This window comes from Haloarcula sp. H-GB4 (assembly GCF_030848575.1).
Lineage (GTDB): Archaea > Halobacteriota > Halobacteria > Halobacteriales > Haloarculaceae > Haloarcula.
The window spans coordinates 1,281,202-1,294,207 of sequence record NZ_JAVDDX010000002.1 but is presented as its reverse complement, the minus strand read 5'-3'; the positions used below and the strand labels follow the sequence as shown (position 1 = coordinate 1,294,207).

The window sequence follows — 13,006 nt, the reverse complement described above, 5'->3', positions numbered from 1 at the left end:
GGAATCACATCGCTCACCGTGCCGGCCCGTCACGGCCAAGATCGTCGAGCAGGGCGTCGTAGCTCCGACCGAACACCGCCTGTTTTCTAAGCGAGGTTATCGCGACCTCGAAGACGGGGACGGCGAACTGTCCGTCCGGTCCGCCGACGACGACGGCCGCTTCGTGGTCCGTCTGGTCGGTCCATTCGCCGTCGAGGTGCCGGACGAGCACTTCGCCGAAGTAGCCGCCGAGTTCCCGCACAACGCTGGTGAACGCGCGGTCGTCGAACGACGTATCGCTCCCGAAGGTCGTCTCGGCGAAGCGCTCGTCGTCCCACTCCGCGTCAACGAGGTCGTCGAGCCGCGAAAGCGAGGCCGGCGAGAAATCGAGGTCGTGCTCGCCCCAGAAGTCGGCGAACTCGACGGCGGTCTCGGCGTGGTCCGCTCGGACCGTGCCGGAATCCCACGGACGGGCCATCGAGCTAGCGGTCGAATCGCTGTCACTGGGTGCGGACAGTTCACTCTCATCGGCATCTGCTGTCGCAGCCGTCTCATCAGCGGTTACGTCCTGTGACGCTGCGTGCTCGCTGGCATCGGTCGCGTCGACATCCGCGACAGGAGCCGGTGTGTTGGGACTGTCATCGAACAGCTCCGTGGTGTCAGAGTCCGAAACGGCTGCCGGGGTATCATCGGCCCTCGCGTCGGTGATGTCTGCAGGTGACTCGTCAGCCGTCGTTTCGGCAGCTGCCTCTGCGTCTGGAACGGCATCTGACAACGCATCCGGCGAGCTATCGCGGGTCGGCTCGTCGTCCATCGCTGCGTCGGTCGAGGTGTCGTCGGCTGTGTCCGTCGCTGCTTCGTCAGCGGCTGTGTCAGTTGTCGCCCCCGCGGGCGTGATGTCACCAGTTCCATCCTCGTCGCGGGAGTCGACAGCCGAGTCTTCAGGCGGTGCCTCGGCCGCTGGCGTTTCATCAGAGGTGGACGCTGTGACACTATCGAACGACGACTCCGCTTCGTCGATATACGCAGCCGGCTCGTCGGCTGCGGCCGCATCGGTCGTCGTTTCGACAGCATCAGTCGTGTCAGCAACCGGTTCATCCGCAGAATCATCGAGGGCTGACTCCTCGGCCAGCGTCTCAACTGTTGGCTGCTCATCAGCGGCCTCATCAGCCAACCACTCTGTGGCGGTATCATCCGCCGACCGCTCAGCGGCGGTGTCGTCAGCCGCCGGCCTGTCACTGGGCTCAACAGTCGATTCTTCTTCAGTAGTTTCAGCGGCTGGCGGCTCACTGCCAGCATCATCTGATGCTGAATCGGTCGTATCGGGGTCTGTGCTACCGCTGCTATCGGAAGTCCAGTCGTCGGGGTCGTCACTGCCCCACGGTGGCTCGTTCTCCAGATCGTCAGCGACCCCACTGACGACGGGTGTGGGGTCGGTATCGTCCGACCGGTCGTCGGCTTCCGACTCGGATTCGACCCGTTTGACGATGCGGGTCGGCTTCGTTTCGACAGTCTGAGACGGCGCAGAATCAGTGGTATCGCTGGCGGTTGCCGCACCTCGTTCGTCTGTCGCCGTCGGTTCGGGTGGAACCTCGCGCTCATCCGCCTGTTCGTCGTCAACGCGGCTAACGATCCGCGTCGGCTTGGAGACGACGCTGTCGGTATCGGTTTCTCCCGTCTCCGCATCTGCCCGTCTGTCACCGTCGATACGATGGATGCTATCTAATGCCAGTTCGGATTCCAGACGTGTTGGGACGGCCGCAAACACCGGCTTGTCGCCGAACGAGCGGGCGGCCACGTCGAACACCGCGACAGGGACCTGGTCATCCGGGCCGGCAACGGTAACGACCCATCGGCCGTCGGACTGGACCCACTCGCCGTCGTACGCCCGCACGAGGAGTTCGCCGAGATAGCTCCCAAACCGAACCGTGTTCTCGGTGTACGTCGTCGTCCCCGCGGTGTCGTTGACGGTCTCGCCACCGTAGCTCTCCTCGATTGCCGTATCGAGGCGGGCAAGCGCATCGGGGTCGAACGTCAGCGGGTCCGCACCATCGACGACGTTCTCGGCGTACTCGCGAAAGGTCGCCGGATTAAGCGTCGCTGTATCAAGTAGTTCCGGCCCGTCGTCGGACGGCGGGTCGCCCCCGGCCGCCTGTTCGTCCCTGTCGGTCGACGAGTCATCGCCACCGACAGCGCGACGGATCCTATCGAACAGGCCCATGGACACCGGAAGTACGTGCCGCTACAAGAATGTACGCCGAAAGGATACTCGGCCGACAGATCCGGCAGCCACGATCAGCTCAGTGCTCGTCGCGTAGTTCCATGTCGGCGACAATTTCGTAGGGGTGCTGTCCCTTGCGGATGCCATCAAGCAACTGGAACGATTCGTCGGGCGCGAGGAAGTGGCGGGTCACAGCCCGCCCAAGCGGCGTCGGCGAGAGGCCGTCGATGAACTCGTATTCAAGCAGTTTCCCCAGCGCGTGTTTCGTCGGCACCTCGCCGACCATCCGGTCGTTGAGCCGCTTGGCCTGTTTGCCGGCGACGGTGACGTTCGCCAGCGTCTCCTCGACGGCCGCACCCTCGTCGTAGCGGGTGATGACTGGCTCCATCTCGCCTTTCAGGAGCTTGAACGCCACCTCGTCCTCGGTCATCTCCATGCTGTTGTGGTACGAACAGTCAGGCTCGACCAGCATGTAGACGGTCCCCTTGTCGTGGTAGTCCGGGCGGCCGGCCCGGCCGAGCATCTGGCTGAACTCCTGGACGGTGAGCCACTCGATCCCCATCGCCAGCGAGTCGAAGATAACCTGCGAGGCGGGGAAGTCGACCCCAGCAGCCAGCGCCGCCGTCGTCACGACCGCTGCGAGGTCCTGGTCGGCGAACTGCCGTTCGACACGCTGGCGCTTCCGGTTGTCCAGTCCAGCATGATACGGCGCAGAACTGTACTCCAGTTTGCGTGAAATCTGGTGACAGCGCCGCCGAGAGTTCGTGAAGATGATAGTCTGGCCACGGTACCCCTTGCTGGATTTGTTGTCGAAGGCCCGCTTGACAAGCTTCTTTTCGGTCTCGATCTTTTCGCGGCCGTCGGCAAACGTGACGTGGCGCTCGATTGGGACCGGTCGCTCCTCGAACTCGATGAGCGTCGCTCGAAGCTGGTCAGCCAACTGACCGGGGTTGCCGACTGTCGCCGAGAGATAGATCCACTGCGTGTCGCCGCTGTCGGGCGCACCGCCGGACTCGCAGTAGTATTTGAGTCTGGAAATCAGCCCGTCGAGCCGGTGGCCCCGCTCGTCCTCACCGAGCGTGTGGACCTCGTCGATGACGACGGTCCCGACAGTGCCGAGGTCCTTGCCAGTCCGGAGCGCGTGGTCGATCCCCTCGTAGGTCCCGACGATGACATCGGCTTCGGGATCGAAGCGGCCGCCCTCGTCAGCGATGCGGCTCGCACCAACACGAAGGGACACGTCGACCATGTCGCCGTAGCGGTCCTGAAACTGCTCGTATTTCTGGTTCGCAAGGGCGACCAGTGGGACGAGAAACAGCATCGTGCCCTTGTTGTTCAGGACGCGGTCGATGCCGGCCATCTCGCCGATGAGTGTCTTCCCCGTCGCCGTTGCGCTCACGACCAGCTGGTCGCGGCCCTCCGTGGCCCCGTGCTCGACGGCGAGGCTCTGGACCGGCAACAGCGTGTCGAACCGGGATTCGAGGTGCTCCTGCATCCCGGGGTGGAGGTCCAGTGAATCGACGCGAACGGGGTCGACCTCGTCGGTGGTCGCCGAGATCTCGTCGAACTTCGTCAGGTCCGGGTCCAGTTGGCCCGACAGGAGGTTTGTCACCCGGTCGAGGTCCTGTACTTCGAGTAGCAACTCTTCGAGTCGGTCGCGGGCGTCGCCGCTGATGCTCCCTTTGAACGCGAGTTCGCGGTCGAGTTGCTGGCGAGCGCACTCCGGGCAGATGGTTTCGTCGTCGGTCTCGATAGCTGTCTCGCTGGTAATCGGCGAGTAGCGCCCGTCGGAGGCACACAGCCGACAGGTCCGGACGACCTTGGCCTCAATCTGGTAGGCGTCGAGCATCTCGCGGACGCGGTCGCGGGCAATCGGGGCGGTCTGCTCTGAAATGCGAATGCGGGCCGCACGGCGGGCGAGGTCGACGAACTGGTCGGGCGAGCGAAGCTCCTCGCTAGTCCCGTCCTTGACACGGAGCCGACGCGGGCGGGGACCGGCGTCGGTCTCTTTCAGTTCGAGGATGCCGTGGAAGAGCCGCTCGCCGTCCCGATGGGCGGCGACGCGAAACTCCTCGCCGTGTTCGTGGAGGAACAGCGTCTCTACCTGTGCGGCCTGCTGTGACACAGTCGTCTAGAGGCGACTGCGCTACTTGAGCGGTTCGGACTAGATGTGGGTGGTGCTATCGTTGTAGCCGTTGGTTTGACCAGCCAGAAGTCCCATCCAGCATACTCGTCTAATCGGCTACATGTGGTGCGGTTTGGCTCTCAGCTGTTGCTATTCCCGTGAACTACTGATAGCGGTCACTCCTGCAGTTTGATTTCGTCGTCGCCGGCGGGAACCGCACAGAGGAACGCGCCCGGTTCGTCGCCGTCGTTGCGGTACCAGTGGACAGCGCCAGCGGGAATGTGGAGGCTGTCGCCCGCCTCGACGGCGTACTCCTCGCCCTCGATACCGACTGTGTACCGTCCGGCAAGGACGTGCTGCTCGTGTTCGATGTCGTTGGTGTGTTTCGGCACGCTGCCGCCGGGGGCGAGCGTGAAGCGACGGATTGCGAGGTTGCCGCCGCCGCTCTCCTCGCCAATGAGAACGCCCTTTTCCAGCCCATTGGCTGCGTCAACGGGTTCGTATTCGATATCTTCGGTCCGCCGAATCAGTGGGTCGCTCATGTGCGATCCATCGTGGGCTCAGCGCAAAGGCGTACCGGCGACGGTGACCGTGGCAGTCCCGCCAAGGGGGCTTAAGACCGTCCCGCGTCAATCCCTCGATATGCGCCGGTTTCGTATCGGAAGCGCGTTTGGAATCCCCATCCAGTTGGACCTGACGTTTCTCCTCGTGCTACCGCTGTTCGCCTGGATTATCGGGACGCAGATCGAACAGACGACGGAGCTGTTGAATGGGACACTGAACGCCGGGCTGGATGCGGCCGTCCTCACAGACGGCGCGCTCGTGTGGGTGCTTGGCATCGGTGCAGCCGTCGGCCTGTTCACCGGCGTCGTCCTCCACGAACTCGGCCACTCCCTCGTAGCCATCCGCTATGGCTTCCCCATTGACTCCATCACGCTCTGGCTGTTCGGCGGCATCGCCCAGCTCAGCGAGATGCCCGAAGACTGGAAACAGGAACTGGTCATCGCCATCGCTGGCCCCATCGTCAGCATTGCCATCGGCGTTGTCTGTTTTGTCGCGTTCCAGATTCTTCCGAGCGGCGCGGCGACATCGATCGAATCGGCCCGGTTTATTCTCGGCTATCTCGCGCTGATGAACATCGCACTGGCGGCGTTCAATATGCTTCCGGGCTTCCCGATGGACGGCGGCCGGGTCCTGCGCGCGCTGCTCGCCCGGCGGCGGTCCTACGCCCGAGCGACGACCATCGCCGCTGAAGTCGGGAAGGTGTTCGCCGTCTTCCTCGGCCTGTTTGGCATCTTCGTCCTCGGAAATATCTTCCTCGCCGGTCTGGCCTTCTTCATCTACATCGGGGCGGCGGGCGAGTCCCGCCAAACCTCGATGCGGGCCGCGTTTGAGGGCGTCACGGTCGCGGATGTGATGACGCCAGCGGACCGCGTGACGACGGTCCCCGAGGACATGTCCGTCCGGGAGCTCATCCAGACGATGTTCAAGGAGCGCCACACCGGTTACCCGGTCGAACGTGGCGGCGAGGTCGTTGGTCTCGTGACGCTCGAAGACGCTCGCGCCGTTCAGGAGGTCGAGCGCGATGCCTACACCGTCGGCGACGTGATGACAACGGAGATCATCACGATCAGCCCGGACACCGACGTGATGGACGCACTGACCTCGCTCCAGCAGAACTCCGTCGGACGCCTGCTGGTCACTGACGAGGACGACTCCTTCGAGGGACTACTCACCCGGTCTGACATCATGACAGCACTTTCGATTATCAAATCAAGCAGCGACTACACTGTCATCGGCGAGTCAGAAACCGAGACCGTCCGGCCGGAATCAAGAATCGAGCGGTAGCGGTCACTCCTCGGCGAGGTACGACATCGCCGCCTCGTCGGAGACCTGCTCGAACTGCTCGTAATACTGGCCGACAGCGCGAAACGCCGACGGCCTTTCCAGACAGACCACCTCGTCGACTAGGGCTTCGAGGTCCGAAATCGCCGACGGTGAGCCGACCGGGACCGCGAGCACGATTCGTTCGGGGTCTGCCTGTTGGATCTGCTCGATACAGGCCCGCGCCGTCGCCCCCGTCGCCACACCATCGTCGACGAGGCAGACTCGCTTCCCGGTAAGTGTCGGCGACGACTCCGAACTGCGGTAGCGCTGGGCCTTCTGCCGAGCGGCTTCCGCCATCTCCGCTCGTGTGCTCGCAACGTAGTCCCGGGGTATCTCGCGTTGCTCGATGACATCGGTGTTGAGCCACACCGACCCGTCGGCGGCGACGGCGCCGATGGCATACTCAGGGTTGTTCGGTGCGCCGATCTTCTTTGCGACCGCGATGTCCAGCGGCGCGTCCAGCGCGTCGGCGGCGGGACGCCCGACCGGGAGCCCACCGCGCGGTATCGCGAGGACGATGTCGACTGCGATGTCCCGCTCGCGCAACGCCTCTCCCAGCCGTTTCCCAGCCGCCTGCCTGTTCTCGAACGTCGGGGAGCGGTTGCGTCTCATACTAGTTAGTTCGCTGTCGAGACGCAAATATTTCCGCATTCTGGCAGCTTCGGGGTAGTCAAACGAGCCAGTACCAGCGAAGCGCCTCGTTACTCGTCGGACAGCGCCGTGGCAATCGCTTCGAGTTCACCCTTCCGAAAGGGCTGCTCCGCGTCCGCCGGGTCATCATCGTCCTGCTCACCGATTTTCCAGAGAATGCCCGCCCGCATCTGTGGCTTCGATGGCAGCCGATCCGTGTCGATGTCGTACCCGACGGCCTCGCAGATCGCCGCTAGGGCTTCTTTGGTGAAAGCAGTCGAGACCGGGCGTTCGTACCGCCCGACAGCCTCGCGAATCTCGTTCCGCAGTTCGTCGACAGTTGGTGACATACGCGTACTGGCGGCGGGCCGGATTGTGTAGATTCCGGTCCGACTACACCGTCGCGCCGACTGCAACAGGAGCCCCATCCGGGGGAATCCACGAGATACTGGTAGTCCCAAAATCTGCAGGTAGAAGACCTAAGTCCGGGCGCGGGAATTGAACCCGCCTCTTAGCCACCACAAGGCTAAAGGATGCCACTACCCCAGCCCGGACACGCTGTTGAAGCACCTATAGATATTCCGCTGGAACAGAAATACGTTACGAATCTGGAAACCAGTGGGTCGTGAGAGCGCGTGACAGCGGTGGCACATCGGACGCTGTCCAGTCCATCGGCCGCTTCGAGACGCTTTTACACAGCCGACGCGTACAGAAAAGCACGCGTGGCCATCACGGACAAGATCTACGTCAAGAATCACCAGCAACTCGCCTCCCAGCTAGAGACGAGTTTCCCGAAGGGGGCGTTCAAAGGTGCGACGCTGGACATCCTCTTTCAGGGCGAGGGACTGGCAAAGCTCGACGAAGCCTCCAGAGAACGGGTCCTTGATTTCGCCGAGGACTTTCTGGACTGTGACTGTGAGGCCAACCCTCACTGCGGCTGTGCTGAGCGGAAGTTCATCTCATATCTGCTGGAACTGCGCGAGCAAGGGATGGGGCCGGACGCCATCGTTGACGTGATGAGCGACGACTATATGCTGTATGCCTATCCGGGCGACGTGCTGTCCTTCCTCGATAACTCCGTCAGAACGTTAGAAGCCGTGGAAACCCTGGCCGACGTCGATGGGCGCGACGACGTGGCCGAAGACGTACAGCGGAAACGCCAGCGATTACTCTAGGTCGTCGAAACTGCCGATGCGATAGGAGGCGTCATCCTCTTCGCCCTGGTCGAGGTCTTCGAGGTGAATGACCTCGTCCTGGTCCATCTCATCGAGTTGCTGGCGGAGCTTGGTGACGTAGCGCTTGTGTTCTTCCAGTTGTTCGCGGAGATGCTCGGCTTCGAGTTCGAGCCGCTCGTGCTCCCGGACGAAGCTCTTCGGAACTTCGACTTTCGGCGGGAAGCTCTCGGTGCTGGTCTCGGTTGCGTCGTCCTCGAACTCGTGTTCCGGCGCGACCTTCACCTGACCGTCGTGGGAAACGAGCGTGTCGACGTAGTCACGAAAAACTGCGGACAGCGAGATATCGCGCTCCTCGGCGATTTCGCGGAGGGTTTCGAATTTGTCCTCGCTGACGCGAAAGGAGATGGTCTTGTTTTTGTTGCCCATAGTTATGTACTATTTTAGCAGCAACGTATTTAATCGTTTGTCAGACACTACCGGGCCTGTTCGTCGGTGGTCGTCGCTGCCAACAGTCGAACCGCTGTGATTTAACAGTCGGCCGACCGCGATTCCGGCAGAGATGGCGACAGACATCGACGCAACTGGCCACCACTTCGGTATCATCGTTAGCGACCTAGACCGCGCGGTCGAGTTCTACCGCGACGTGCTGGGGCTTGACGTATTGACCCGCTTTTCAGTCGGTGACGAGGCGTTCGGAACCGCCGTCGACATCGAGGGGGCCAGCGCCGAACTGGTCCACCTCGACGCCGGTAACGTCCGTCTGGAACTGGCGACATACGAGCCGAAGGGCGAGGCAATGCCCGATCCCGACCTCAATCGGCCGGGGGCGACCCATCCCGGGCTGGAGGTCGACGACCTCGACGCCGTCGCCGACCGACTGCCCGAAGATGTCGAGACGCTCAGCGACCCCCAGACGACCGAGAGCGGGACGACGATCATGTTCATCGTCGACCCCGAGGGTAACCGAATCGAGCTACTGGAGCCGTAGCGGCGGAACAGTTACCAGCAGCGAAAAATAGACGACTGCGCCGGGGTCAGTCCGCGCTGGCTTCGGCTTGCTCGTCCTGTAGGCTTTCCAGCGCGCCGACGACCGACTGGCGGTAGTTCTCGATTGACAGTTGGTCGTATTCCTCGTCGGCCATCGCGATGTACTCATCAGTGGCCGGGTCCTCAATGTCGGCTTCCTTGTACCGCTTGACCCGGTCGAGGGTTCGCTCGGCCGTTTCGACGACCCAGCGGTCCCGGGTCGCTTCGTCGACCTCCGAAATTGACTCGGGGCGAATCGAGACGTTCACTTCGCCCTCGTCGGTCTCATATGTGCGTGGCTTGCCGACGACAGCGACGTAGGCCGGCGGTTCCAGTTCGCGCAGCATCGACGCCGCGTCGGGCTGGTACTGCCCGGCATACATGAAGAACGTGTCGCCGTTAGGGTCGACGACTCGTCCCTGCCAGTACTCGCTGTCCTCACCGACGTCCTCGGTCTCGGTGAGGGTCCCGACCAGGAACACGCGGTTAGCGCGCTGACCAGTCGGCAGGAGGACATACACCGGCGCGCGGTCGTCGTCGGATTCTTTGAACGTGTAGCTCGCGTCGTTGAACTCGCGTGCGAAGACGCGCCGTGCGACCTCGCGGGTGGGTGTACTCGCCATTTAGATCGACCTCGCTTTGATCAGAATCTCGTCTGCATCCACGGCCCCGGTCAGTCGCTCCTGCTCGTCAGCGAGCAAGTAGCGGCCGAAGGTCGGGCCCTGGACGCGGTAGTACCGGCCGAGGATCTTCTGTCGCATCTCGTCGGCGACGACGGTGGTGTCGAGCGCATCCATCGCCATCTCCTTCGCCTCTTCGAGGGCGATACCGGTCAGTTCCTCAGTCGCGTCCTCGTCGAAGATGACCTCGGTGACTTCCTCGCCGTCGTCGAGGACGCCCTTGATGCGGAGGTCGAACTCGCCTTCGACCTCGCCGTGTTCGCTACAGCGGCCGTTCTGGAGGACGCGCGTGCAGTCGTCCTCCGGACAGCGCTTGATGAGCCCGGAGCCCGACTGGATGTCGACCAGCGCGCCGTCGGCCTCGACGCTGTCGTCGCCGACTTCGATTGCTTCGTCGAGTTCCTCGATGGTGGTCGTCCGGTTGAGCTTCACGGAGAAGCGACCCTGATACTCGTCGGTGACGACGTTTCGCAGGGCGTAGGACTTGCCTTCTTCGAGCGACGGGAGGTCGGACTTCGACCATTTCGTGAACTTGATCGTCCCCGTCTCATCGCCCAGCAGGCCGACCTGCGCGACGGCGTCGGCGCGTGGCTCCCAGAGTTCGACGACCGTCGCGCGGACGTCGACCCACTCCTCGGGGGCGTCGACGTCAGCGACGTTCACCTGCTCGTTGCCGCCGCCGTCGCCGCCACCTAGCTGGTCGCGGTCCATACCGGCCTCGTCGAGGTACGTGTTGACGACGCTCCGTCGGGCCTCACTGATGGGGACCTGATAATCGTTCACCAGCGTATCGAGTCGCTCGACGACGTCGTCGACGTCGATCTCTAGCTGGTCGGAAAACTGCTCGTGTATCTCTGTCGCGTGGGTACGCAAATCTGACTCAGTCATTGGCTTTCACTGTCTCCGCCTGGTTTTCGTTGGGAGACAGTCGACGGTTGGTCGTCTTTGGTTATAAATACTCGGCTGGCAGAGAAAGTGAAACAGAGCGTGTTGTCGTCGTTTCAGAGCAAGCAACGCGCGTTCAAGCGAGTCACGCGAGAAGATTGATTTGTGGCCGGGCACAACGGTCAGTATGGCCGACGACGACCGACTCGCACGGTTCATCCAGGATACCTTGCGGTCGGCCGAGCAGCAACTCTCCGACGCGAAGAAGGCCTACAAAAACGGCAAGCGGTCGGCGGAGGCCGGCCTGCCCAGAGACGAGGAAGGGCGGGCGCGTATCGTCTGTCGCCGCCACGCCGAGTACCGTGCGGTGTCGATGGACGAGCAACGGCGGCCGGTCTGCTACGACGCGGAGAACCCGGACTGCCAGGGTTGTGTCGAGGATATCAGGGGCGGCACGATAGAGACGTGGTAAGTCGCTGATGGCAGTGGGTTCGGCTGGTCCCCGCCTCGGGTCGCCAGTGTAACACTTTAGCGCTGGCTGGGCAAAGCCCGAGTATGGAGCGACCAATTGTCGCGCTCGTCCTAGCCGGGGGCACTGGCACGCGCCTGTATCCAGCAAGTCGGAGCGACCGCCCCAAACAGTTTCTCTCTTTTGGGGAAGACGAATCGCTACTCGCCGAGACTATCAGTCGGGTGGGGTTCGCCGATGAGACCTACGTGCTGACCCGGGACTCGTTCGCCGACGGGGTCAGGGAGCGCGTCCCGAATGCGGCGGTACTGACCGAACCGGAACCGAAAGACACCGGGCCGGCGCTCGTGTACGCGGCCCACCGAATCCGCGAGCAGGTCGGCGACTGCGTCCTGCTGTGTCTGCCGAGCGACCACCGAATTTCGGGGCCGTTCGAGACAGTTGCACGTACGGCCGCGCGAGTCGCAGTGGAAACCGAGGGGCTCGTCACCGTCGGCATCGAACCGGACCGGCCGGCGACCGGCTACGGCTATATCAAGCCCGGGTCGTCCGAGAACGGCTTTGCGCCGGTCGAAACGTTCCACGAGAAACCCGACCGGGAGACCGCGACGGAGTACGTCCGGGAAGGGTTCTACTGGAACGCCGGCCTGTTCGCGTGGACGCCGACGGCCCTCCTGTCCGCCGCGTCGTCGTCACCGCTTGCACCCATGGTTGAGCGACTCGACAACGGGGACCACAGCGCCGCCTTTGCCGCTGTTGACCCGGTGAGCATCGACTACGCTGTGCTCGAAGACGCCGAGAACGCCTTCGTCGTTCCGGCGGCGCTTGACTGGGACGACTTGGGGTCGTGGGATGCCTTCGAACGCGTCCTCGACAACCAAGACGGAAACGCAGTGCTGGGCGAGGCAACCACCATCGACGCCGATGGGAACGTGCTGGCGAGCGATGGCCACGTCAGCGCGGTCGGCGTCGAAGACCTCGTCGTGGCGTCGTTTGATGACCGGACGCTTGTGGTCCCGAAAGATGAGGCCCAGCGCGTCCGAGAGGTGGTCGGGGAACTGCGCGACGACGGGCGGTTCTGAGCGGCCCGGCGGCCGGAACTGTTAGCTCTGCATCGCCCCGCCGTCGACAGGCAGGGCCGTTCCAGTGACGTATGAGGACCGGGGCGAGGAGAGGAAGGCGACGACGTCTCCGAGTTCTTCCGGTCGGCCGACACGCTGCAGCGGCGCATCGGCCCAGGATTCGATGCCCTCCTCGTAGGAGTCGTACTCGCCCCGTTCGACGGCCGCCTCGACGAGTTCCTCGATGCGTGGCGTCTCGTGTGCACCGGGGAGGACAGCGTTGACGCGGACTTCCGGTGCAAACTCGCTAGCCTGTGTCTTCATCAGGCCGATAACGGCGCGTCGAACGGCGTTCGAGAGCACCAGGTCGTCGATGGCTTCCCGAACAGAGCGGGAGGTGATATTGACGATGGTGCCCGCATCGGAGTCCCTGAGATGTGGGTAGGCGGCCCGAGTGGTCCAGACGACGCTCATCACGAGCAGGTCGTAGGCGCTGTACCACTCTCGCTCGGTCGTCTCCATGAACGGCCCGGGGGCCGGACCGCCGGCGCTGGTGACGACGTGGTCGAGGCCGCCGAAACTGTCGACGGTCTCCTCGACGAGTGCCTCGATCTGGTCGGGGTCGGTGATGTCGGCCTCGACGGCCAGGACGTCGCCGTCGCCGACTGCTTCGAGCCGGTCCCGTGCCTCGTCAACGTGTTCCGGCGTTCGGCCACAGACCGCTACGTTGGCACCATCCGCAGCAAGGGCTTCGGCACTTGCAAGTCCGAGTCCGCTCGTCGCGGCGGTACACAGCGCTGCGTTGCCATCGAGTTCGAGGTCCATATCCACAGGAACGACCGACTGGCTCAAAGAAGTCCCGCTCGCA

14 protein-coding genes are annotated in these 13,006 nt (G+C 63.4%); 5 read left to right on the top strand and 9 right to left on the bottom strand.

Annotated features, from left to right (window positions below; genetic code table 11):
* Positions 1-13 precede the first annotated feature (13 nt).
* From RBH20_RS15235 to RBH20_RS15225, 3 genes are all read right to left on the bottom strand, one after another.
* Positions 14-2,200 carry a hypothetical protein gene (locus RBH20_RS15235; RefSeq protein WP_306710088.1) on the bottom strand — a complete coding sequence of 729 codons (2,187 nt, stop codon included), beginning with the start codon at positions 2,198-2,200 and terminating at the stop codon, positions 14-16.
* 79 nt (positions 2,201-2,279) lie between these two features.
* Positions 2,280-4,325, bottom strand: a complete 2,046-nt coding sequence (locus RBH20_RS15230; RefSeq protein WP_306710085.1) for a DEAD/DEAH box helicase — start codon at positions 4,323-4,325, stop codon at positions 2,280-2,282.
* Positions 4,326-4,501: 176 nt separating this feature from the next.
* Positions 4,502-4,867, bottom strand: a complete 366-nt coding sequence (locus tag RBH20_RS15225; protein WP_306710083.1) for a cupin domain-containing protein — start codon at positions 4,865-4,867, stop codon at positions 4,502-4,504.
* Between the two features lie 100 nt (positions 4,868-4,967).
* Here RBH20_RS15225 and RBH20_RS15220 point away from each other — a divergent pair, with 100 nt between their 5' ends.
* Entirely contained in the window at positions 4,968-6,173 is a 1,206-nt protein-coding gene (locus RBH20_RS15220; protein WP_306710081.1) for a CBS domain-containing protein, read from the top strand.
* 3 nt (positions 6,174-6,176) lie between these two features.
* Here RBH20_RS15220 and RBH20_RS15215 read toward each other — a convergent pair whose 3' ends face one another.
* Both RBH20_RS15215 and RBH20_RS15210 read right to left on the bottom strand, forming a co-directional pair.
* The gene (locus tag RBH20_RS15215) at positions 6,177-6,824 is read right to left on the bottom strand and encodes a phosphoribosyltransferase (protein WP_306710079.1); all 648 of its coding nucleotides are present in this window, start codon (positions 6,822-6,824) and stop codon (positions 6,177-6,179) included.
* A gap of 89 nt (positions 6,825-6,913) precedes the next feature.
* Positions 6,914-7,192 (bottom strand): hypothetical protein, encoded by a 279-nt coding sequence (locus tag RBH20_RS15210; RefSeq protein ID WP_306710076.1) that lies wholly within the window; start codon positions 7,190-7,192, stop codon positions 6,914-6,916.
* A 372-nt stretch (positions 7,193-7,564) separates the two neighbouring features.
* Between RBH20_RS15210 and RBH20_RS15205 the strand changes: the two genes are divergently transcribed.
* Positions 7,565-8,017, top strand: a complete 453-nt coding sequence (locus RBH20_RS15205; protein ID WP_306710074.1) for a DUF5814 domain-containing protein — start codon at positions 7,565-7,567, stop codon at positions 8,015-8,017.
* On the opposite strand, the gene RBH20_RS15200 is transcribed toward RBH20_RS15205, so the two are convergent.
* A complete protein-coding gene (locus tag RBH20_RS15200) occupies positions 8,009-8,443 on the bottom strand; it encodes a CopG family transcriptional regulator (protein WP_004590291.1) in 435 nt (144 codons plus the stop codon). The genes RBH20_RS15205 and RBH20_RS15200 overlap by 9 nt on opposite strands.
* Before the next feature lie 133 nt (positions 8,444-8,576).
* Between RBH20_RS15200 and RBH20_RS15195 the strand changes: the two genes are divergently transcribed.
* Positions 8,577-9,005 carry a VOC family protein gene (locus RBH20_RS15195; protein ID WP_306710072.1) on the top strand — a complete coding sequence of 143 codons (429 nt, stop codon included), beginning with the start codon at positions 8,577-8,579 and terminating at the stop codon, positions 9,003-9,005.
* 46 nt (positions 9,006-9,051) lie between these two features.
* On the opposite strand, the gene RBH20_RS15190 is transcribed toward RBH20_RS15195, so the two are convergent.
* Positions 9,052-9,666, bottom strand: coding sequence for an RPA family protein (locus tag RBH20_RS15190; RefSeq protein ID WP_306710070.1), 615 nt, complete (start codon positions 9,664-9,666; stop codon positions 9,052-9,054).
* Positions 9,667-10,611 (bottom strand): replication factor A, encoded by a 945-nt coding sequence (locus RBH20_RS15185; RefSeq protein WP_306710068.1) that lies wholly within the window; start codon positions 10,609-10,611, stop codon positions 9,667-9,669.
* Between the two features lie 184 nt (positions 10,612-10,795).
* Here RBH20_RS15185 and RBH20_RS15180 point away from each other — a divergent pair, with 184 nt between their 5' ends.
* Both RBH20_RS15180 and RBH20_RS15175 read left to right on the top strand, forming a co-directional pair.
* The gene (locus tag RBH20_RS15180; protein WP_306710066.1) at positions 10,796-11,080 is read left to right on the top strand and encodes a hypothetical protein; all 285 of its coding nucleotides are present in this window, start codon (positions 10,796-10,798) and stop codon (positions 11,078-11,080) included.
* An 83-nt stretch (positions 11,081-11,163) separates the two neighbouring features.
* The gene (locus RBH20_RS15175) at positions 11,164-12,159 is read left to right on the top strand and encodes a mannose-1-phosphate guanylyltransferase (protein WP_306710064.1); all 996 of its coding nucleotides are present in this window, start codon (positions 11,164-11,166) and stop codon (positions 12,157-12,159) included.
* A gap of 21 nt (positions 12,160-12,180) precedes the next feature.
* Here the strand turns inward: RBH20_RS15175 and RBH20_RS15170 are convergent, their stop codons facing one another.
* Positions 12,181-12,963 (bottom strand): SDR family oxidoreductase, encoded by a 783-nt coding sequence (locus RBH20_RS15170; RefSeq protein WP_306710062.1) that lies wholly within the window; start codon positions 12,961-12,963, stop codon positions 12,181-12,183.
* Positions 12,964-13,006: the final 43 nt, after the last annotated feature.

Excerpts from the sequence above, each read along its gene's own strand:
- RBH20_RS15235 (WP_306710088.1), bottom strand. The coding sequence starts at position 2,200 with ATGGGCCTGTTCGATAGGATCCGTCGCGCTGTCGGTGGCGATGACTCG.
- RBH20_RS15225 (WP_306710083.1), bottom strand. The coding sequence starts at position 4,867 with ATGAGCGACCCACTGATTCGGCGGACCGAAGATATCGAATACGAACCC.
- RBH20_RS15220 (WP_306710081.1), top strand. The coding sequence starts at position 4,968 with ATGCGCCGGTTTCGTATCGGAAGCGCGTTTGGAATCCCCATCCAGTTG.
- RBH20_RS15215 (WP_306710079.1), bottom strand. The coding sequence starts at position 6,824 with ATGAGACGCAACCGCTCCCCGACGTTCGAGAACAGGCAGGCGGCTGGG.
- RBH20_RS15210 (WP_306710076.1), bottom strand. The coding sequence starts at position 7,192 with ATGTCACCAACTGTCGACGAACTGCGGAACGAGATTCGCGAGGCTGTC.
- RBH20_RS15200 (WP_004590291.1), bottom strand. The coding sequence starts at position 8,443 with ATGGGCAACAAAAACAAGACCATCTCCTTTCGCGTCAGCGAGGACAAA.
- RBH20_RS15195 (WP_306710072.1), top strand. The coding sequence starts at position 8,577 with ATGGCGACAGACATCGACGCAACTGGCCACCACTTCGGTATCATCGTT.
- RBH20_RS15190 (WP_306710070.1), bottom strand. The coding sequence starts at position 9,666 with ATGGCGAGTACACCCACCCGCGAGGTCGCACGGCGCGTCTTCGCACGC.
- RBH20_RS15185 (WP_306710068.1), bottom strand. The coding sequence starts at position 10,611 with ATGACTGAGTCAGATTTGCGTACCCACGCGACAGAGATACACGAGCAG.
- RBH20_RS15180 (WP_306710066.1), top strand. The coding sequence starts at position 10,796 with ATGGCCGACGACGACCGACTCGCACGGTTCATCCAGGATACCTTGCGG.
- RBH20_RS15175 (WP_306710064.1), top strand. The coding sequence starts at position 11,164 with ATGGAGCGACCAATTGTCGCGCTCGTCCTAGCCGGGGGCACTGGCACG.
- RBH20_RS15170 (WP_306710062.1), bottom strand. The coding sequence starts at position 12,963 with ATGGACCTCGAACTCGATGGCAACGCAGCGCTGTGTACCGCCGCGACG.